The sequence below is a fragment of the Microlunatus sp. Gsoil 973 genome, assembly GCF_009707365.1.
Taxonomy (GTDB): Bacteria; Actinomycetota; Actinomycetes; order Propionibacteriales; family Propionibacteriaceae; genus Microlunatus.
Genome location: NZ_CP046122.1, coordinates 4742653 through 4761963, shown reverse-complemented (window position 1 = coordinate 4761963; position 19311 = coordinate 4742653). Strand labels below are relative to the sequence as shown.

Genomic DNA, 19311 nt, shown 5'->3' with positions numbered 1-19311 from the left:
CTATCGCAACACGTGGGAGATGGCGCACGCCGTCTCCGCCGCGCTCTCGCTGACCGCGTTCGCCTTGCTGGCGGTGTCGGCGGTTTGGGGTCACGGCCCGACTGTGACACGCCGATTCGAGGGTTCGGCGGTCGACGGCAATAATCGTCGGCGTGTCAGAAGCCGGGAGCCACAATGGCGTGACCAGCGGACCGTACGTCGAACGCAGCCGCGCCGACTGGGCCGAACTAGCCAACTCCGCAACACTCACGCTCACCCAGGAGACTCTGGCATCGCTGCGCAGCATGCAGGATCCGACCAGCCTGGACGACGTCCGCGAGGTGTATCTGCCGCTGACCCGGCTGCTGGCCGAGTACGTCAAGCACACGGGGAATCTGCACCAGGCCAGTAACGAGTTTCTGAGGCTGTCGGTCGGCCGGACCCCGTTCGTGATCGGTGTCGCGGGGTCGGTCGCGGTCGGCAAGTCGACCACCTCGCGGTTGCTGCAGTCACTGCTGGCGCGCTGGCCGGAGCATCCCAAGGTCGAGCTGGTCACCACCGACGGCTTCCTGCTGCCCAACGCCGAGTTGGAGCGGCGCGGGCTGATGAATCTCAAGGGCTTCCCGGAGTCGTACGACCGCCGCGCGCTGTTGCGTTTCGTGATGGACATCAAGTCAGGCAAGGACAACGTCACCGCGCCGGTCTACGACCATCTGAGCTATGACATCGTCCCGGGCAGAGAGATCGTGGTCAGGCGGCCCGACATCCTCATCATCGAGGGACTGAACGTGCTGCAGCCGGCCCGGCCGCGGGCCGACGGCACCACTGGCCTCGCCCTGTCGGACTTCTTCGACTTCTCGGTCTACATCGACGCCCGGACCGAGGCGATCCGGGAGTGGTACGTGGAGCGGTTCCTTGGACTGCGGGAGACGGCGTTCCGCGACCCGCGGTCGTACTTCACCCGGTACGCGACGCTCACCGACGACGAGGCGGTGTCGACCGCCGAGTTCATCTGGGACACCATCAACGGGCCCAACCTGGTCAAGAACGTTTTGCCGACCCGCGGCCGGGCGACCGCGGTCCTGCGCAAGGGCGACGACCACCACATCGAGTGGGTGCGGATTCGGAAGCTGTGACCGCTGGGCCGGGCAGGATCAGCCTGGGCGAGTCATTCCAGCGCCGTCAGCTCCGGAGGCTCCTGCAGCCGTCGCACCAGATCGCGTACGCATTCGGTGAGCCTGGTCCAGGCCTCGGCACCGTCGGCCTCGCCGAAGAGCCGCTCCACCTCCCGGGCGACATCGGTCGCCGCCTGATACCCGAAGGTGCCGGCCGACCCGGCCAACTGGTGGGCGATCTCCGCAGCCTCGCCGCGTTGTTCCGCCGAGATCCGGCCCGCCCGGCCGATGCTCGCCCAGGCGGCCAGATCCCCGGCCCGGCCGATGTTGCGCTCCCGGGCCCGGTCGGCAATGTCGGCCACCCTGTGGAGCGCCTCAGCTGCGTCGGGACTGGTGCCGGAACTGGTGCCGGAACTGATGTCGGTGGTCGGGTCGCCTCCGGAACGGCTTTGCCCGTCGGCGCTCGGACGCCCTGCGTTGGTGTCGTTCTTCTCACTCATGAGGCCCACCCGAGAATGCCGGAGATCCGGTCCGGCAGGGAGATGGGGTCGAAGGGTTTGCCGATCACGCCGGCGACTCCGAGTCCCGTGAGTTGCTGGTCGTCGCGGCGTTGCTGGATCTTGGCCGACAGCAGGATCACCGGAACGTTCTGGTCGGAGCCGCCGCGCAGTCTGGCCAAGGTCGACGGGCCGTCCATGCCCGGCATCATCAGGTCGAGCAGAATCGCATCGGGACGGCGTTCACGAACCTTCTCCACCGCCTCCATGCCGTTGGCGGCCAAGCGCACGGTCCAGCCACCGACGACCTCGAGGGTCATCTGGATCACTTCCCGGATCGACGCGTCGTCGTCGACCACCAAGACGTCCTTGCGCGACATTGCCTCACCGCCGCATCTCGTTGCTGGAGTACGTCCTCAAACCACGCCTGCAAGCTTTGGCGGGTCTCCCGACTTCCCAACCTGCAGCCCGAAGGACCCCTGTCCGGGCCCATGGCATCCGTCATCGTAATAGGTAGCATGACCGAGACCTGATGTCACGGCCAGGTCACGGTCTCGTCATGAGAAGCATCGGAGGATTTGCGACGTGTCGCCTCGCCGCACACAGCAGGTGATCCGGTCCGGCGACCTCAAATGGTTGCTGGTGCTGGGAGCTGCCGTCGTCGCGGCCCTGATGAGCCTGGCGATTGTGTTGTCCGGTCCGCTGGATCTGGCCACCCGGCTGTTCATCAACAACATCGGGCTGGTGCTGTCCGGTCTGGCGGTCATCGTCATGGCAGCCGTCGCCGCGCGACGCGGCCCGCAGCGTCAGCGACGGGCGTGGCAGCTGCTGTCGATCTCGGCGATCTTCGTCGTCCTCGGTATCGAGTGGTACGTGCTGTGCGGCGCGATGCGGTGGACGCGAATCGCCATCGTGGGCGACGTCGGGTTCCTGGCTTCCAGCCTGTTGGCGATCTGGGGGATGGCATCCTTCCCGACCACGCCGCGACGCGGCCGGGAACTGCTCCGGATGGTGCTCGACGGCGTCGTCGTCGGCGGATCCGTACTGCTGACAACCACCGTCTTCGCCCTGGCTCCGGTGTTGAGCGAGGGACAGAACCCGGTCTTCCGGGCCGACACGATCGCTCTGATGATCATCGACGTGATCGTCGCAACGGTCGCCGGTCTGCTGCTGATCCGCGGCGACCGGGCCGACCGTCCGGTGCAGTTGATGTTGGCGCTCGGCTTCTCGATCTGGGCGGTGACCGACCTCGTGCGGTGGGTGCTCACGGTCCGCGGGCAGACGTTCTACACGACGGCCGGACCGGTCGGCTGGATGCTCGGCTACTCGCTGATCGCCTTCGCTGCCCTGCTCCCGGGACGGATCAAGACCTCGGATTCGCCGGCCCGGGTCAACGAGGCGCCGCCGCTCGGTGACACCGTGATGACCTTCGGACTGCTGTTGGTCGCCGCCGTGACCAACGCCCTGATCAAGACCCCGGCGGACATCAATCCGTGGGTCGGGGCGATCTGGTTGCTGCTGGTTGCCGCGGTCGTGGCCCGGCAGTTGCTGCTGATCACCGACAACGAACTGCTCCGCCGGGCCTTGGAGCGCCGGGTGCACAGCAGGACCCGGGAACTGGCCTCGATGACCCGGCAGAGCGAGCTGCTGCTCAACTCCGTCGGCGACGGCATCTACGGGGTGGACAGCCACGGCATCATCACCTTCGTCAACCCGTCCGGAGCCAGGACCCTGGGCTACCCTGCGGAGGAGCTGATCGGCCGGCATGCCCACGACCTGTTCCACGCGCCGCAGCCGGACGGGACGCCGTACGACTACCGGAGCTGCTACATCGCCGAGGCGATCGAGACCGGACTGACCACCAGTGGTGAGGAGGATCTGTATCTCGGCCCAAACGGCCGGGAGATCCCGGTCGAGGTGACGTCCAGCCCGCTGCACAGCGACACCAGCACGCCCGGAGCGGTGATTGTCTTCCGGGACATCACCTCACGCCGGGAGGTGGACCGGATGAAGCAGGAGTTCGTCTCGGTGGTCAGCCACGAACTGCGGACACCACTCACCGCGATCCGCGGATCGCTCGGCCTGCTGTCCGGCGACCGGCTGGGGGCGTTGTCGCCGCAGGCCCGCCGGATGATCGGCATCGCCCTGGACAGCACCGAACGGCTCGGCCGGCTGGTCAACGACATCCTGGACATCGAGCGGATGGAATCCGGGTCGATGCCGATGGATTTCCGCGATCACGAGGTGTCGGAGTTCGTCCAGACCGCCGCCGCCCAGTTGCGGCCGATCGCCGCCGAATCCGGGGTCAGCATCGACACCGGGCCTGCGATCGGGCAGGTGAACGCCGATGCCGACCGGATCGTGCAGACGCTGGTCAATCTGATCGGGAACGCGATCAAGTTCTCCCCCTGCCGGTGGTGTCGTCACGGTCAGCGCCGAGCCTGCACTGCCGGTGGGAACCGACACCGACAGCGAGCACCAGCTGATCGTCTTCACGGTCCGCGACCAGGGCCGCGGCGTCCCCGCCGACAAGTTGGAGCAGATCTTCGAGCGGTTCGAACAGGTCGACTCCTCCGACGGTCGCGAGATGGGCGGCAGCGGCCTCGGCTTGTCGATCAGCCGCAGCATCGTCGAGCGGCACGGCGGCCGGATCTGGGCCGAGAGCCCGCCGCACGGCGGTGCAGTCTTCCGGTTCACCCTGCCGAGGGTCTTTCCCGCACCGGAGGAGTCGGAAGGCGACGAGCTGCCCGACACGCCGTCGGCGGAGAGCAGGCCGGATGCCGGGTCGGAACAACCGGTCGGCAGGTAACTTCCGGCCCCGCACTCCCTCAGCACTGCCCCATGTCCCGAAGCCTTCGGCAACTGCCCGCCGCCAAGCCCGTGGCGGCACGCCGAACAAGAGCTACCCGAACCGCCGCAAACACGGAAGGCACTCCCGTCGACGCGCAGCGAGACCGGCTCCGAGCGAAGCGGAGGAGCCGAGTCCCGATCGATGAGGACGCGAGTGCGCACGGGGTACGGGGGTCGCCCCCGGAACTGTCGATTGGCAGCGCAGACCAGCGGCAGCAGCAGGCAGCCGACAAATCAGCTGCTAAGAGATCGCCAGCGAGATGCGTACCACCTCGGCCAGTCGCTCGGCAACCAGCTGTGCCTGGTCGACCGACGGCGCCTCGACCATCACGCGGACCAGGGATTCGGTGCCTGACGGGCGCAGCAGGACCCGCCCGCTGTCACCGAGTTCGGCGGAGGCCGCGGCGACCGCGTCGCGGGAGCGCCGGAACCGCGTCGGTCCGGCTCTTGTCCACATTGGGCACGTTGACCAGGACCTGGGGCAGCCGCTCCATGACCGCGGCCAGCTCTGCCAGTGACGACCGGGTGGCTGCCATCCGGTTCATCAGGTGCAACCCGGTGAGCACCCCGTCGCCGGTGGTGGCGTGGTCGGCCAGGACGACGTGGCCGGACTGTTCACCGCCCAGCCCGAAACCGCCGGCCCGCATCGCCTCGAGCACGTACCGGTCGCCGACCTTGGTCTGCTCGACCCGGATGCCGTGCCGGGCCATCGCCAGAGTGAGCCCGAGATTGCTCATCACGGTGGCCACCAGGGTGTCCGACGGCAGCTGCCCCTCGGTGTGCATACCCAGGGCGAGGATGGCGAGGATCTGGTCACCGTCGACAAGTTGGCCGGCGGCGTCCACCGCCAGGCAGCGGTCAGCGTCCCCGTCGAGCGCAATGCCGAGGTCAGCACCCGACTCCCGAACGGCCTGCTGCAGACCGCCGGTGTGGGTCGATCCGCAGCCTTCGTTGATGTTGATGCCATCCGGTGCGGCGTTGATCACCGAGACCGTCGCGCCGAGCCGACGATACGTCTCCGGCGCCGTCCGGAAGGCCGCACCGTTGGCGCAGTCGACGACCACGCGGATACCGGTCAGGCTGGCCGGTGCGCCGACCGTGCCGACCAGATGGTCGATGTAGGCGTCGACCAGATCCGGCCGATCGGTGACCCGGCCGACGGCTGCGCCGATCGGGCGGGCAACGGCGGGGGTGCCGAGCCGGGCCTCGATGGCGTCCTCGAGGGCGTCGTCGAGTTTCGCGCCGCGGCGGGCGAAGAACTTGATGCCGTTGTCGGGCATCGGATTGTGGCTGGCGGAGATCATCACGCCGAAGTCGGCATTGGTCGCGCCGGTCAGATGGGCGACTGCGGGAGTCGGGAGCACGCCGAGACGTACCACCTGGACGCCGGAGCTGGCCAGGCCGGCTACGACGGCCGACTCCAGGAATTCGCCGGAGGCACGCGGGTCCCGGCCGACCACGGCGATCGGCTGCGAGCCGTCGGTACTTCGTGCATCGGTGAGGACCTGGGCAGCCGCGACGGACAGGTCAAGTGCCAGTTCCGCCGTCAGATCGGCGTTCGCGACACCGCGTACACCGTCCGTACCGAACAGCCGCCCCATCCGGCCCCCTTCGCAATCGTGGCGAGCAATCTCCTACGACCCCGGCAGGACGGGGTTGTCCCGAGCCTACGACCAGTTCGGCCGAACACGCCGAAGCTCGAGGAAGGGGTTGCTCAGCGCTTGCTGTACTGCGGAGCCTTGCGGGCCTTCTTCAGACCGGCCTTCTTGCGTTCCTTGATCCGCGCATCACGGGTCAGCATGCCGGCCTTCTTCAGACCTGGCCGGCTGGCCTCGGCGTCGGCCTCGTTCAGCGCACGGGCCACACCGAGCCGCAGCGCACCGGCCTGGCCGCTGATGCCGCCGCCGTTGATCCGGGCGATGACGTCGTAGGCGCCGTCGACCGCGGCGGTGACGAACGGCTCGGAGACGATCTGCTGGTGGACCTTGTTCGGGAAGTACTCGTCCAGGGTCCGGCCGTTGATCGTCCAGGTGCCGCTGCCCGGAATGATCCGGACCCGGGCGATGGCCTCCTTGCGGCGACCGGTCGCTCCGGCGGCGGTGATCACCGCGGGGCGGTTCGCCTGGTCGGCAGTACGGGCGCCGGCGCTCTCGCTGCGGTAGGCGATCTCGCGCTCGCCCTCGTTGAACGGGGTGATCTCCTCTGCAGGAGCCTCGGTCTGGGCCTCGGCCTGGTTCAGCTGGCCCTCGGGTGCGTTCTCGGTCACGGTCGGTGCTTCTCCTGCTACCTGTTACTGAGCGATCTGGGTGATCTCGAAAGCCTGCGGCTTCTGGGCGGTGTGCGGGTGCTCCGGGCCGGCGTACACCTTCAGCTTCTTGATGAGCTTGCGGCTGAGGCGGTTCTTCGGGAGCATGCCCCAGACCGCCTTCTCGACGGCCTTGCGCGGATCGGAATCCAGCAGTTCGCCGTAGCTGATCGACTTCAGGCCACCGGGCCGACCGGAATGCCGGTAGGCCAGCTTGTCAGCCCGCTTGTTGCCGGTGAGCGCGATCTTCGACGCGTTCACGACGATGACGAAGTCACCGCCGTCGACATGCGGAGCGAAGGTCGGCTTGTGCTTGCCGCGGAGCAGCGTCGCCGCCTGGGTGGCGAGCCGACCGAGGACGACGTCGGTGGCATCGATGACGTGCCATTCCCGGGTGATGTCACCAGGCTTGGGGCTGTACGTGGACACGGCCGCAGACCAATCTTTCTTCGCTTCGATGTGTACTGGATGTCGCGGAGCCCCGTCAGGGGCGCACAGCGACGCAACGCGATGAGCGCAACAGCGAGATAGATTACCCGCGGGCACCGGCCCCGGTCAAAACGCGGCCGTACGGGCAAGCGACCCGCCCGGATGAGTGGCTCAGATCATAGGGCGTCGACAGCCCCCGAAGTGGCCGCAACCCCCTCAGCCGCGTAATTTGAGCGCATGACCGAAACCCTCACCATTCGCGATAACCGCACCGGGCGGGACTATGAGATCCCCATCGCCGACGGCACGATTCGCGCTGCGGATCTGAAACAGATCACCGTGGATGGTGAGCCAGGACTGGCCACCTACGATCCGGGATTCGTCAACACCGCCTCCTGCCGGAGCGCGATCACCTACATCGACGGCGACGCAGGGGTCCTGGAATACCGCGGCTACCCGATCGAACAGCTGGCCGAGTCGTCCAGCTTCCTCGAGGTGTCCTACCTGCTGCTGAACGGCGAGCTGCCGACCTCGGACCAGCTCGGGCAGTGGACCCATGACGTCACCATGCACACCTTCCTGCACGAGAACATCAAGACTTTCATGGAGGGTTTCCGGTACGACGCCCATCCGATGGGCATGACGATGGCCGCGGTCGCGGCGCTGTCCACCTTCTATCCGGATGCGACCGACATCCGCGACCCGGACAACCGGAAGCTGCAGATCACTCGGTTGATCGCCAAGATGCCGACCATCGGCGCCTACGTCTTCCGTCACGGCCAGGGCAAGCCGTACGTCTACCCAGACAACGAACTGTCCTATGTCGAGCGTTTCCTGGCGATGTTGTTCCAGATGAGCGAGCGGAAGTACAACGCCGATCCGCGCCTGTCCAAGGCGCTTGAGGTGCTGTTCATCCTGCACGCCGACCATGAGCAGAACTGCTCGGCCAACGCTGTCCGCTCGGTCGGGTCCTCCGGCGTCGATCCGTACTCGGCGGTCGCGGCCGGTGTCGGTGCGCTGTACGGCCCGTTGCACGGCGGCGCCAACGAGGCGGTGCTGAGGATGCTCCGCCGGATCGGCGACGTCTCCAACATCCCCGACTTCATCGAGGGCGTGAAGGGCGGTAAGGAACGGCTGATGGGCTTCGGTCACCGGGTCTACAAGAACTACGACCCGCGGGCCAAGATCATCAAGAAGGCCGCCGACGACGTGTTCGCGGTGACCGGCGTGAACCCGCTGCTCAAGATCGCCGTCGAACTGGAGAAGATCGCGCTGGAGGACGACTACTTCGTCTCCCGCAAGCTCTACCCCAATGTCGACTTCTACTCCGGCCTGATCTACGAGGCGCTGGAGTTCCCGCCGGAGATGTTCACCGTGTTGTTCGCCATCGGCCGGATGCCCGGCTGGCTCGCCCAGTGGGAGGAACTGGTGAACGACAAGGAGCAGAAGATCGCCCGTCCCAAGCAGATCTACACCGGCTCCCGGAGCCGCGATTTCGTCCCGGTGGCCGACCGCTGACCGACAGCCGATCGACAGCTGGGAAGTTGCTGCTGTGACTACCCAGCACCAACTTCCCAGCTGTGTTTCACAACACTTCCCAGAGTTCGGATTCGGGGATGCCGGCGCAGTGTCGGCAGCGGGTCGGAACCCCGGTCCAACCGCCGAACCTCAGGCCGGCGGCGACCTGGAAGGCGGTCAGGCACGCCTCCTGGGTGACGTCGAACCATCCGTAGCGCAGCGTCCGCTCGCCGCGAAGGGTTGTCACGTTGTCGCGGCGCAGATCACGGAGCCTGCCGCCCTCGACATGGCCGGCCCGGCCGTCGAGCTCGACGACCAGGCCGAAGTCGTCGTAACAGACGTCCCGGTAGCTGCTCCTCGTCCGCTCCAGACGACCGGACCGCCGGCCGGCCTGTCGGCTGCCTGCGGGTAGGCCGTGGGCGCGCTCGACGTCGTTGCGGTAGCGATACTCCAGAGGCGACCGGACCCCTTCGGCCACGTCGGCCAGGAGATCCTCGACAAGCCGCCGGTCGCGGATCCGCGGGCGTCCGGCGAGCGCCCTCCGCAGACGCGGCGGCGTGGAGAGTCCCCGTTGGACCGCCGTCGAGATCCAGTGCACAGCGCCGCGCCGTTCCGGGTCGTCGGTATCGGTGTCGAGGAGATCGAGTACCAGATCCTCGACGCTGATCCGTGACGGATCTCCGCGCGGCCGGGCGTACTGCTTGTCCGGGAGTTCGCGGCGGAACCGCCACGGTCCCCGGTCCCGGCGGCGGACCGCATGATCGATGTGCACCAGGATCCGCTCCGGAGGGTCGTCGCACAGCCCGTGGAGGTAGCCGGCAGCCAGTCCGCCCAACCGGGCCGTGCCGCCGCCGATCAGCACGCCGGCCCACGCCTTCGACATCCAATCCGGTTCCCGCGTCGCGTAGACGCCGGGATCCAGCCGCAGCCAGTGACCTGACGCGACGAGGCGAGCGACGCTGTTCCGACCGAGTCCGTGGGCGGCTGCCTGTTCCGCAGTCACAACACCGCCCTGGAGGCCGGCGAGGTTCAGCAACTCCGGGGTCGGGTCGACGCGTGGTCTCACACCCTGACATTGCGACCGACGACCTCGCGCGTTTCACTCCGGCAGGCGATCTGTGGACAACCCTGAGTCCCCGTTCTCCTGTGGACAAACGCTCCCCAACATCAACTGGGAAGTTCGTGCTGTGACTACCCAGCACGAAGTTCCCAGCAGGGGTCGACAGGCCTGACTCCGGTTAACCCGACCTCCGATCGGCCCCCTGTCCCCATCGCCTACGGCTCCGGCGACGGCTGGAATTGGGGCATGGATGCACTCGGCCAACTCGTCCTCCACGCCGCGGGTTCGCCGTGGTTGCTCCCGCTGGTCTTCCTCTTCGTCGTCGTCGACGGCATCTTCCCGCCGGTGCCCAGCGAGTCTGTGGTGATCGCTCTCGCTGCGATCTCGGCAAGCACCGGCCAGCCGACGATGCTGCTGCTGGCGCTGACCGCCGCGTCGGGTGCCTTCGTCGGAGACAACATCAGCTACGAGATCGGTCGCCGGATCGGTTTGCAGCGCTTCGCCTGGATGCGGCGGCCCTGGTTCGTCAGGACCATGGGCCGGGCAGCGGCCGCCCTCGACCACCGGGTGTCCTCTGCGGTGTTGGCAGCACGGTTCGTCCCGGGCGGCCGGGTCGGGGTCAACCTGGTCGCCGGCGCCAGTGGCATCCCACGGAAGGTGTTCCGTCCGCTGACCCTGCTGTCGGCGGCCTGTTGGGCGATCTACTCGGTGGTCATCGGAACGGTGGCGGGCAGCTGGGTCAGTGATCATCCGGTGCTGGGAGCGCTGGTCGCGACCGGCCTCGGCCTGTTGGTCGGCCTGCTGATCGACACGGTGCTCGGTATCATCCGACGCCGTCGGGCGACTGTCTGCGTGCCGCCGGCGCAACCGGCCCAGGAGCGGCGGGAACTCCTCAACGTCAGATCCGGATGACCCCGGGCCGGATGGCCCGGTGGTCTTCGGCTTCGAGGGCAACGGTCTGATCGCGGCGATCGGCATCTCGACCTGGATGAGCTGGGTGGGTCAATCTGTTGATCGCCGAATGGTGGTTGCATCGGCGCCGGTCGTCGCGCTCCCGAAGCCGTGCCCCGAGCGCTGGGGGCATGATGGCCGGGTGACCCAACGCACGACCTGCCTGATCGCCGGTGGTGGCCCCGCCGGCATCATGCTCGGCCTGTTGCTCGCCCGGGCCGGCATCGAGGTGACGGTCGCGGAGAAACATGGCGACTTCCTCCGGGACTTCCGTGGCGACACCGTGCACGCGTCGACGCTGCAACTGCTCGGTGAGCTCGGCCTGGAGGATCGGTTCCGGGCGATGCCGCATGTTGATCTTGCCGACTACCGTCTCCCGTTGCCCAACGGCAGAACCATCGTGCTGGGTGACTTCTCCAGCCTGCCCGGGCCCTACCACCACATCGCGCTTGCACCACAGTGGGACCTGCTGTCGCTGCTCGCCGAGACAGCCGCGGAGGAGCCGAGTTTCCGACTCTTGATGAACACCGAGGTGCTCGGCCCGGTTGTCGATCATGGTCGGGTGGTCGGGGCGCGGGTCAGGTCGGCCGACGGTGAGTCGGTGATCAAGGCCGATCTGACCGTCGCCTGTGACGGCCGCAACTCCGATCTTCGCTCCGGAGCCGGAATGGTGCCGCACGAATACCGGGTGCCGTACGACGTCTGGTGGTTCCGGCTGTCACGGACCGACGCGGAACGGGAGAGCGAACTGCCGACCCTGCTGCCGACGATCAAGCCGCCGGACATCATGCTGGCGATGAGCCATCACGCGTACTACCAGATCGCCTATCTGGCGCCGAAGGGTTCGCAGGCCAGGCTGCGGGAGGAGGGAATCGCATCCTTCCGGGCCCGGATCGCCAGGCTCCGTCCTGATCTTGCCGACCGGGTCGACGAACTGACCTCGATGGACGAGCTTCCGATCCTCGACGTCCGGATGAACCGGTTGCACCGCTGGCACCGGCCCGGACTGTTGTGCATCGGCGACGCGGCCCACGCGATGTCGCCGTCGGGTGGTGTCGGTGTGAACCTGGCCATCCAGGATGCGGTGGCCGCCGCCCGCTGCCTCGCAGAGCCGCTGCGGCAACGCTGGGTCACCGATCATGATCTTGATCAGGTACGCCGCCGGCGGCTGTTCCCGACGGTCTTCCTGCAAACCGGACAGCGGCTGCTGCACGCGACGATCTATGAGCCGGCGATGGCCGGTCTGCCGGGCGGCTTCGAGGCGGCGACCCTTGTGCTGCGGCTGCTGCCTTGGTTGTCCCGCCCTGTCGGCCGGTTGATCGCGATCGGTCCGCGCCCCGAAACCGCCCCCGCGTTCGCCCGGCGTTAACGGGCCCGCTGCACCCGACCCTCGTCCCACACCGGCTGGTCGGACTCGTACACCCCGCCGTCGGCGCCGAAGATCAGGAACCGGTCGAAGCCCCGGGCGAACCAGCGGTCGTGGGTCACCGCAACCACCGTTCCCTCGAAGGACTCCAACCCAGCCTCGAGTGCCTCCGCCGATTCGATGTCGAGGTTGTCGGTCGGTTCGTCCAGCAGCAGGCAGGTCACCCCGGACAGCTCGAGCAGCAGGATCTGGAACCTGGCCTGCTGTCCACCGGACAGTTGCTCGAACCGGACGTCGGCAGCCTTGGCCAGCTCGTAGCGATCAAGTCTCCTGGCCGCGTACTCCCGATCCAGTCCGTCGCGATGATCATCGCCGCGGTGCAGGATCTCCAGCAGCGTCCTGCCGACGAGCTCGGGATGGTGATGGGTCTGTGCGAACAGCCCGGGACGGACCCGGGAACCGAGCCGGGCGAGGCCGGTATGAGCAACCGGGGCAAGATCGAATCCGCCGATCGGCTGTTGGTCGACTTCGGGCAGCGTGCCGCCGAGAGCGAGCAGGCGCAGGAAGTGGGACTTGCCCGACCCGTTCGAACCCAGTACGCCGACCCGATCGCCGTACCAGATCTCGGTGGAGAACGGCCGCATCAGACCGGTGAGCTCGATATTCTCGATGATCACCGCACGTTTGGCCGTACGTCCGCCGCGCAGCCGCATCGAGACGTGCTGTTCCCGCGGCAGTTCCTGCGGAGGCCCGGCCTCCTCGAACTTCGCCAGCCGGGTCCTGGCCGCCTGCAGCCGGCTTGCCATATCGGAGTTGTACGCCGCCTTCTGCTTGTACATGATCACCAGTTGCTTGAGCTTGGCGTGCTCCTCGTCCCAGCGCCGGCGCAGCTCCTCGAAACGCTCGAACCGCTCCCGGCGTGCCTGGTGGAAGGTCGTGAACCCGCCGCCGTGCACCCACAACGTGTTTCCGGCCGAACCGAGCTCGAGTGCTGCGATCGAGGTGGCAGCGTTGGCCAGCAGCTCGCGGTCGTGGCTGACCAGCAACACCGTCTTGCGGGTGGCCTGGAGTTGCTCCTCCAGCCACTGCTTGCCCGGGACGTCCAGATAGTTGTCCGGCTCGTCCAACAGCAGGACCTCATCAGGGCCGCGGAGCAGCGCCTCCAGCGCCAGTCGCTTCTGCTCGCCGCCGGACAGCGTGTTGACCTCGCGCCATTTGGCCCGTTCGTAGTCGATGCCGAGCGCTGCCGTGCAGCAGGCGTCGAAGGTCACCTCGGCCTCGTAGCCGCCGGAATCGGCATACTCGGCCAGGGCGGCGGCGTAATCGAGTTGGGTCGGTTCGCTGTCGTCGCTCATCAACCGCAGTTCGAGCCGATCGACCTCGGCGACAGCACGCCGCAGCCGGGGCGCGGCCAGTGAGAAGAGCAGGTCGCGAACCGTGGAACCGTCGCGGATGCTTCCGATGAACTGCCGCATGACGCCGAGTCCGCCGCTACGGCTGACGCCACCGTCGGTCGGCTGCAGGTCGCCGGCGATGATCCGCAACAGGGTCGTTTTGCCCGCGCCGTTGGGCCCGACCAGCGCGACGACGGCGCCGTCACCGACCCGGAAGCTGATGTCGTCCAACAGCGGTCTGCCGTCCGGGAGGTGGAACGACACCCCGGTCAGTTCCACGTGTCCCACTCCCCCAGCCTACGGACGCCGAGCCGGCGCAGCCACTGGATTAGCCGTCCCGACGAACTTTGTGAAAGGCATCACAAATAGGTGGAACGGTGAACCAGAGCATGGAAGCATCGGCCCATGACCAGCGACGGCCCGCGATGAGGAGCCGCCCGGCACGCGGTCAGCCGCGGGCCGAGGAGGTCCTCCGCGAGCCGATGTTCGCCAGGTTCTGGACGGCTTCGACGGTCAGCTCCGTTGGAACCGCGGCCACCTCGATCGCCCTCCCCGTGCTGGTCGTCCGCTACTTGGGCGCTTCCAACTTCGAGGTGGGTCTGGTCAACGCGGCCCAACTGCTGCCCTATCTCGTGCTCGGCCTGCTCGCGGGCGTCTTCATCGACCGCTGGCGACGCCGGCCGATGCTGATCCGGACCAGCATCGGGCGCGCGGTGCTGCTGGCATCAGTACCGGCGTTCTGGGCTGTCGGATGGCTGTCGCTGCCGCTACTGATCGTCATCCTGGTCGGTTTCGGCGCTCTGAACGTGTTCGCCATCGCCGGGGCCCAGTCGTTCCTGCCGGCGGTGGTGTCGCGACCCCAGCTGTTCCGGGCGAACGCCAGGATCGACCAGAGCGACGCGGTGGCCCAGACACTGGGACCAGCCGCCGGCGGCGCTCTGGTCGCGGCCCTCGGTGCCCCGCTGATCCTGCTGATCGACGCGGTGAGTTACGTGGTGAACGCCGTGCTGATCGGCAGGATCAAGGTCCTCGAACCGACGCCGGAGCCGGTGGACCGGCGATCGGGCATCGGCGCCGCCATCAAGGACGGCGTGCGGTGGATCTACCGGCACCCCACTCTCGGCCCGATGACCGTGTCCTCCCATGTCTGGTTCATCGGCAACAACGCCATGCTGACGGTGCTGGCGCCGTTCGCCCTGAGGGACCTGGACCTGAGTTCGCTCACCTTCGGGCTGCTGTTCGCACTGCTCGGGGTCGCAACGCTGGCGGGTGCGCTGCTGTCGCCGCGGATCGGTGACCTGCTGGGAGTCGGCCGGACCGTCGTGACCTGCCGGGCCGGCTATCCGGTGGCGCTGGTGCTGCTCGGGGTGATCGCCGGCCACGGGGTGTCCCGGACGGCGGCTGTCGTCGTGGTGTTCGGCGCGCTCGGACTGTGGGGGCTGATCAGCGGTGTCGAGAACCCGGTCGAGATGGGATACCGCCAGACGATCACCCCACCGAACTTCCTGGGCAGGGTGAATTCCACCGCTCGCTCGGCGAATCGGACCTGTGCCGTACTCGGCGCCCTGGCCGGTGGCGCTGTCTCGGGGGCGTTCGGCTACCGGACCGCCTTCCTGCTCGGCGCGGCCGCGCTCATCGCACCTTTCGTCATCGCGGTCGTCACGCCGCTGCGATCCGCCCGCATCGAGACCTGAGTGCCGGGGTGTCGTCACAGATTTCGGACCGTGGTCTGATCCCGCGGTTGGTGAACGGGGTAACAATGGGCTCATGTCCAGCACCGGAGCCGAGAACAAGGGTCCAGCGCGGCGCAAGCCGTTGCTGGCGTGGATCGCGCCGCTGACAGCCGCCGCTCTGGCGGTCGGCGGCGGAGTCTTCGCCAACAACACCGCCAGCGCGGAGCCCCCGTTGCCGAAGAAGACGGCCCAGCAGTTGCTGACCGGCGTGGCCGGCGCCAACGTCCCGGGCCTGTCCGGCACCGTGACCGAGACCGCCAACCTCGGTCTGCCGTCATTGCCGACCGGCGGCCAGGGCGGTCCCACCTCGTCCTCCGACTTCTCCGATCTGCTCAGCGGCACCCACACCCTCAAGGTGTGGACCAGCGGCACCGACAAGTCCCGCGTCGCCATGCTGGGCACCTACGGCGAATCCGACCTGATCCGCAACGGCAAGCAGGCCTGGCTGTGGTCGAGCAAGGAGAAGAAGGCGGTACACAGCAGGTTCGTCGGTGTGACCCCCGACTGGCAGCGGCCCGGTGAGCCGGCAGGCCCGGCGAGTACGCCGCAGGAGATGGCCCGGCAGGTGTTGAAGGCCATCGATCCGAGCACGACGACAACGGTCGCCCGCAACGTCACGGTGGCGGGGCGGTCGGCGTACCAGTTGGTGCTCACGCCCAAGGACAGCCGCTCGCTGGTCGACACCGTGACCATCGCTGTCGATGCCCGGACCTCGGTTCCGCTGCAGGTCCAGGTCACCGCCGACGGGCAGACCAAGCCGGCGATCTCGGTCGGCTTCACCACAGTCGACTTCTCGGTGCCTGACGCCAAGACCTTCGTCTTCGATCCGCCGCAGGGCACCAAGGTGACCGAACACACGGTCACGGCGCCCGACAAGCGCGACCGGACCGACGCCAGGAAGCAGGCGGACAAGCTTGCCTCGCGCACCAAGACCGTCGGCACCGGCTGGACCACGGTCGTGATCACCAAGGCCGACAAGAAGACCGGCGCTGACCGGTCGATGCCCGGCCGCGCCGGTAACGATCCGATGGTGCAGGCCCTGCCCCGGGTCTCCGGTTCGTGGGGTTCGGGTCGGCTGCTCAGCGGCGCCCTGTTCAGCGCGGTGATCACCGACGACGGCCGGGTCGCCGTCGGCGCCGTCCGCCCGCAGTTGCTCTACAGCGCCCTGCAGAAGTAGGGCAGGCTGTCCAGTGAGGTGGTGACCGGACCCGCTGTCCAGACCCGCGGTCTGTCCAAACGGTTCCGGCACCAACTGGCCGTCGATCAGGTCGATCTCGAGGTGCCGCGCGGCGCCGTGTACGGTTTCCTCGGCCCGAACGGATCCGGCAAGACGACGACGATCCGGATGCTGCTGGGCCTGATCCGGCCGACATCCGGTGTCTCGCGGGTGCTGGGCGAACCCATTCCGGAGCGGATCTCCCACGCCCTGCCCCGGGTCGGATCGCTCGTCGAGGGGCCGGCGTTCCATCCCTATCTCTCCGGGCGGAAGAACCTGCTGCGCCTCGACGCCGCGGATCCCCACGCCTCCCACCGCTCCGCCGGCCGTCGGATCGACGCCGCGCTGGAGCGGGTCGGGTTGATGCCGGCGGCGGGCAAGACGTTCCGCGCGTACTCACTGGGAATGCGCCAGCGGCTGGCGATCGCCGCCGCCCTGCTACAGCCCCGCGACCTGCTGGTGCTGGACGAGCCGACGAACGGGCTCGACCCGCAGGGCACTCGCGAGGTACGCCACCTGGTCTCCGATCTTGCCGACGACGGTGCGACGATCCTGATCTCGTCGCATCTACTCAGCGAGGTCGAGCAGATCTGCAGTCATATCGGCGTGATGCATGCGGGCAAGCTGCTGGCCCAGGGCACGATCGACGAACTGCGCGCCCGGACCGCACCGACCGTACGGTTGGAGACAACCGATCCGCGGCCGGCGATCAAGATCATGACCGAGCTCGGGCTCGAAACGCCGCGCAGCGAGCGCACCGGTGATCATCACCTGGTCAGTGCGCCGCTCGGCAACGTCGAGACGGCCAAGATCGTTCCGGCACTGGTGGCCGACGGTGTTCCGGTGCTCGGCTTCCGGGTCGCGGCGCAGAGCCTGGAGGACGTGTTCGTCGGCCTGACCGGGGAGGGTTTCGATGTCAGCGGTTGAGGCGGTACCCAATCCGGTCGTGTCCTGGCTGCGGCTCTTCAGCTCCGAGTGTCGGCTGGTGCTCAGCCGACGCCGCAACATCGCCGGACTCGGCGTCCTGGCCGCGGTGCCGATCCTGATCGCCGTCGCGGTGAAGATCTGGGGTGCCGGTGGCGGCGGGCCGAGCTTCGTCGACGCGATCACCGGCAACGGCTTGTTCGTGGCGCTGGCGGCGCTCGCCGTCGAGCTCCCGCTGTTCCTGCCGCTGGCCGTCTCCTGGATCTCCGGCGACTCGATCGCCGGCGAGGCCAATCTCGGCACCCTGCGCTATCTGCTGACCGTTCCGGTGGGGCGGACCCGGCTGTTGACCGTCAAGTACGCGAGTCTGATCTTCTTCTCCCTGTGTGCCACGCTGCTGGTCGCGGTGGTCGGCGGGCTGATCGGTTCGATCCTGTTCGGTACCGGCCCGATGATCCTGTTGTCCGGGAACACCGTCGGCTTCGGCCCGACGGTCCTGCGGTTGGCGTTGGTGTGCGGTTATCTGGCGGCCGGATTCGCCGCGCTCGCAGCGATCGGACTGTTCGTCTCGACGTTGACCGAGCAGCCGATCGGCGCAACCGTGGCGACCGTGTTGATCAACGTCGGGATGTTCGTGCTGGACACCATCAGCCAGCTCGACTGGCTGCATCCCTATCTGTTGACCCACTGGTGGATGTCCTTCGGCGACCTGTTGCGGTCACCGATCTACACCGCCGACATCAACCGCGGCCTGCTCACCGCCCTGGCGTACGCGATCGTCTTCTGGCTCGCGGCGTGGGCGCGGTTCACCAGCAAGGATGTGACCAGCTGACGGCTGCCTGCTCGACCCACCGATCGGCTGCCGATCAGATGTCGTCGGTGCCGAGGGTGTCGCACATACCGACATCGTGCGTCTGCCGTCTGGACGCCGGCGACTTTGGTCCGCGACCGGCTGCGGACGTTAAATAGTCGCTGTGGGCAACAATGATCCGGCGAGATACCCCAAGGGGCGGCGGGCCGGCGGACGGACCCCGATGCCACGACGTTCCGGCGCACAACAGGCCAGGCTGTGGATCCTGTCGCTGTGCGGAGCAGTCCCCGGCGCGGTGGTCGTCTACCTGACCGACAGCTTCTGGGCGGGTGCCGGTGTTTTCCTTGCCGTGGTCGTCGTGCTCGGGCTCCTTCTCTACCTCTACGAGAAACGGAAGCAGCGGTGAACCCATCTGGTTCGGATCATCCGTCGGCGCTGGAGTTGGTGGAGCAGAAGAACCGTCGTGGCGTGGTCTCCTTCGTCCGCCGCAGCCCGCGACTCACGCCGCAGCAACAACGACTGTGGGACCAGTTCGCCGATCGGTGGCTGATCGAGGTGCCGCGCGAGGGCAACAGCACCTCGATCGACCCGCAGCATCAGGTTGATCTGGCCGCCACCTTCGGCCGGGAGGCGCCGTTGATCATCGAGATCGGCCCGGGGATGGGCGAGTCCCTTGCGCCGATGGCGGCCGCCAGACCGGACGCCAATGTGCTCGCCTTCGAGGTGTATCGCCCGGCGATCGCCAGGATCCTGGCCAAGATCGACAGGGTCGGCGCGGAGAACGTCCGGGTCGTCCAGGCCAACGCCGTCGACGGGCTGCGCCAGATCGCCCCCGAGGGCGGTGTTGACGAGCTGTGGATGTTCTTCCCGGATCCGTGGCACAAGTCCAAGCACCGCAAGCGCCGGTTGCTCAACCACGAGTTCGCGGAGCTGGTCGCGTCCCGGCTGGCCTCCGGTGCGGTCTGGCGGCTGGCGACGGATTGGGCGGACTATGCCCGGCAGATGCGCGCCGTGCTCGATGATCATCCGGCCTTCGAGAGCCTCTACCCCGGCTCGTTCGCGCCACGCTGGGCCGACCGGCCGGTGACGAAGTTCGAGCAGCGCGGCATCGACGAGGGCCGGGAGATCTTCGACCTTGCCTACCGTCGCCGACCGCGGTGATC

At 67.8% G+C, this 19311-nt stretch carries 19 protein-coding genes and 3 pseudogenes; 12 read left to right on the top strand and 10 right to left on the bottom strand.

What is annotated here, in order from left to right; genetic code table 11:
* The first annotated feature begins 143 nt into the window (after window positions 1-143).
* Window positions 144-1115, top strand: a complete 972-nt coding sequence (coaA, locus tag GJV80_RS22370; protein WP_195909364.1) for a type I pantothenate kinase — start codon at window positions 144-146, stop codon at window positions 1113-1115.
* Window positions 1116-1147: 32 nt separating this feature from the next.
* On the opposite strand, the gene GJV80_RS22365 is transcribed toward coaA, so the two are convergent.
* The 4 genes from GJV80_RS22365 to GJV80_RS24420 form a co-directional block, all read right to left on the bottom strand.
* Window positions 1148-1594, bottom strand: coding sequence for an Hpt domain-containing protein (locus tag GJV80_RS22365; RefSeq protein ID WP_154689785.1), 447 nt, complete (start codon window positions 1592-1594; stop codon window positions 1148-1150).
* Window positions 1591-1971, bottom strand: coding sequence for a response regulator (locus GJV80_RS22360; protein WP_154689784.1), 381 nt, complete (start codon window positions 1969-1971; stop codon window positions 1591-1593). Before GJV80_RS22360 ends, GJV80_RS22365 begins: the two co-directional genes overlap by 4 nt.
* Before the next feature lie 426 nt (window positions 1972-2397).
* Window positions 2398-2859, bottom strand: a complete 462-nt coding sequence (locus GJV80_RS24425) for a hypothetical protein (RefSeq protein WP_230207944.1) — start codon at window positions 2857-2859, stop codon at window positions 2398-2400.
* 54 nt (window positions 2860-2913) lie between these two features.
* Window positions 2914-3264, bottom strand: coding sequence for a hypothetical protein (locus GJV80_RS24420; RefSeq protein ID WP_230207943.1), 351 nt, complete (start codon window positions 3262-3264; stop codon window positions 2914-2916).
* Between GJV80_RS24420 and GJV80_RS25270 the strand changes: the two are divergent.
* Window positions 3218-3745, top strand: a pseudogene (locus tag GJV80_RS25270) (PAS domain S-box protein); the annotation flags it as partial. The gene GJV80_RS24420 and the pseudogene GJV80_RS25270 sit on opposite strands and share 47 nt — an antisense overlap.
* A gap of 83 nt (window positions 3746-3828) precedes the next feature.
* Here GJV80_RS25270 and GJV80_RS23345 read toward each other — a convergent pair.
* The gene (locus tag GJV80_RS23345; protein WP_195909368.1) at window positions 3829-3990 is read right to left on the bottom strand and encodes a hypothetical protein; all 162 of its coding nucleotides are present in this window, start codon (window positions 3988-3990) and stop codon (window positions 3829-3831) included.
* Between the two features lie 32 nt (window positions 3991-4022).
* Between GJV80_RS23345 and GJV80_RS22345 the strand changes: the two are divergent.
* Window positions 4023-4400, top strand: a pseudogene (locus tag GJV80_RS22345) (sensor histidine kinase); the annotation flags it as partial.
* A gap of 282 nt (window positions 4401-4682) precedes the next feature.
* On the opposite strand, the pseudogene glmM reads toward GJV80_RS22345, so the two are convergent.
* The 3 genes and pseudogenes from glmM to rplM form a co-directional block, all read right to left on the bottom strand.
* Window positions 4683-6042, bottom strand: a pseudogene (gene glmM / locus GJV80_RS22340) (phosphoglucosamine mutase).
* A 113-nt stretch (window positions 6043-6155) separates the two neighbouring features.
* Complete coding sequence (gene rpsI / locus GJV80_RS22335) at window positions 6156-6680, bottom strand: 30S ribosomal protein S9 (RefSeq protein WP_195909363.1); 525 nt, start codon at window positions 6678-6680, stop codon at window positions 6156-6158.
* A gap of 51 nt (window positions 6681-6731) precedes the next feature.
* Window positions 6732-7175: a 50S ribosomal protein L13 gene (rplM, locus tag GJV80_RS22330; RefSeq protein WP_154689783.1), complete on the bottom strand. Its 444-nt coding sequence runs from the start codon at window positions 7173-7175 to the stop codon at window positions 6732-6734.
* 237 nt (window positions 7176-7412) lie between these two features.
* Here rplM and GJV80_RS22325 point away from each other — a divergent pair, with 237 nt between their 5' ends.
* Complete coding sequence (locus tag GJV80_RS22325) at window positions 7413-8693, top strand: citrate synthase (RefSeq protein WP_154689782.1); 1281 nt, start codon at window positions 7413-7415, stop codon at window positions 8691-8693.
* Between the two features lie 67 nt (window positions 8694-8760).
* Here GJV80_RS22325 and GJV80_RS22320 read toward each other — a convergent pair whose 3' ends face one another.
* Complete coding sequence (locus GJV80_RS22320; RefSeq protein WP_154689781.1) at window positions 8761-9759, bottom strand: type IV toxin-antitoxin system AbiEi family antitoxin domain-containing protein; 999 nt, start codon at window positions 9757-9759, stop codon at window positions 8761-8763.
* Window positions 9760-9999: 240 nt separating this feature from the next.
* Here GJV80_RS22320 and GJV80_RS22315 point away from each other — a divergent pair, with 240 nt between their 5' ends.
* Both GJV80_RS22315 and GJV80_RS22310 read left to right on the top strand, forming a co-directional pair.
* Window positions 10000-10665, top strand: coding sequence for a DedA family protein (locus tag GJV80_RS22315; RefSeq protein WP_154689780.1), 666 nt, complete (start codon window positions 10000-10002; stop codon window positions 10663-10665).
* A gap of 19 nt (window positions 10666-10684) precedes the next feature.
* On the top strand, window positions 10685-12073 hold the full coding sequence (locus GJV80_RS22310) for an FAD-dependent oxidoreductase (protein ID WP_230207940.1): 1389 nt from the start codon (window positions 10685-10687) through the stop codon (window positions 12071-12073).
* Here the strand turns inward: GJV80_RS22310 and GJV80_RS22305 are convergent.
* Entirely contained in the window at window positions 12070-13752 is a 1683-nt protein-coding gene (locus GJV80_RS22305; protein ID WP_154689779.1) for an ABC-F family ATP-binding cassette domain-containing protein, read from the bottom strand. The genes GJV80_RS22310 and GJV80_RS22305 overlap by 4 nt on opposite strands.
* Before the next feature lie 89 nt (window positions 13753-13841).
* On the opposite strand from GJV80_RS22305, the gene GJV80_RS22300 reads away from it, so the two are divergent.
* The 6 genes from GJV80_RS22300 (at window position 13842) to trmB (ending at window position 19309) form a co-directional block, all read left to right on the top strand.
* A complete protein-coding gene (locus GJV80_RS22300) occupies window positions 13842-15158 on the top strand; it encodes an MFS transporter (RefSeq protein WP_154689778.1) in 1317 nt (438 codons plus the stop codon).
* Between the two features lie 73 nt (window positions 15159-15231).
* Window positions 15232-16374 (top strand): hypothetical protein, encoded by a 1143-nt coding sequence (locus GJV80_RS22295; RefSeq protein WP_154689777.1) that lies wholly within the window; start codon window positions 15232-15234, stop codon window positions 16372-16374.
* Window positions 16375-16395: 21 nt separating this feature from the next.
* Window positions 16396-17340: an ABC transporter ATP-binding protein gene (locus tag GJV80_RS22290; protein WP_154689776.1), complete on the top strand. Its 945-nt coding sequence runs from the start codon at window positions 16396-16398 to the stop codon at window positions 17338-17340.
* Complete coding sequence (locus tag GJV80_RS22285) at window positions 17327-18169, top strand: ABC transporter permease (protein ID WP_154689775.1); 843 nt, start codon at window positions 17327-17329, stop codon at window positions 18167-18169. Before GJV80_RS22290 ends, GJV80_RS22285 begins: the two co-directional genes overlap by 14 nt.
* A 202-nt stretch (window positions 18170-18371) precedes the next feature.
* Window positions 18372-18554: a hypothetical protein gene (locus GJV80_RS22280; RefSeq protein WP_154689774.1), complete on the top strand. Its 183-nt coding sequence runs from the start codon at window positions 18372-18374 to the stop codon at window positions 18552-18554.
* Window positions 18551-19309 (top strand): tRNA (guanosine(46)-N7)-methyltransferase TrmB, encoded by a 759-nt coding sequence (gene trmB / locus GJV80_RS22275; RefSeq protein WP_230207939.1) that lies wholly within the window; start codon window positions 18551-18553, stop codon window positions 19307-19309. The genes GJV80_RS22280 and trmB overlap by 4 nt, the downstream gene beginning before the upstream one ends.
* The last annotated feature ends 2 nt before the right edge of the window (window positions 19310-19311 follow it).

Coding starts and splice junctions, on each gene's coding strand:
- GJV80_RS22365 (WP_154689785.1), bottom strand. CDS start 1,594: ATGAGTGAGAAGAACGACACCAACGCAGGGCGTCCGAGCGCCGACGGG.
- GJV80_RS22360 (WP_154689784.1), bottom strand. CDS start 1,971: ATGTCGCGCAAGGACGTCTTGGTGGTCGACGACGACGCGTCGATCCGG.
- GJV80_RS24420 (WP_230207943.1), bottom strand. CDS start 3,264: ATGCCGTCGCCGACGGAGTTGAGCAGCAGCTCGCTCTGCCGGGTCATC.
- GJV80_RS22325 (WP_154689782.1), top strand. CDS start 7,413: ATGACCGAAACCCTCACCATTCGCGATAACCGCACCGGGCGGGACTAT.
- GJV80_RS22315 (WP_154689780.1), top strand. CDS start 10,000: ATGGATGCACTCGGCCAACTCGTCCTCCACGCCGCGGGTTCGCCGTGG.
- GJV80_RS22295 (WP_154689777.1), top strand. CDS start 15,232: ATGTCCAGCACCGGAGCCGAGAACAAGGGTCCAGCGCGGCGCAAGCCG.
- GJV80_RS22285 (WP_154689775.1), top strand. CDS start 17,327: ATGTCAGCGGTTGAGGCGGTACCCAATCCGGTCGTGTCCTGGCTGCGG.
- GJV80_RS22280 (WP_154689774.1), top strand. CDS start 18,372: ATGCCACGACGTTCCGGCGCACAACAGGCCAGGCTGTGGATCCTGTCG.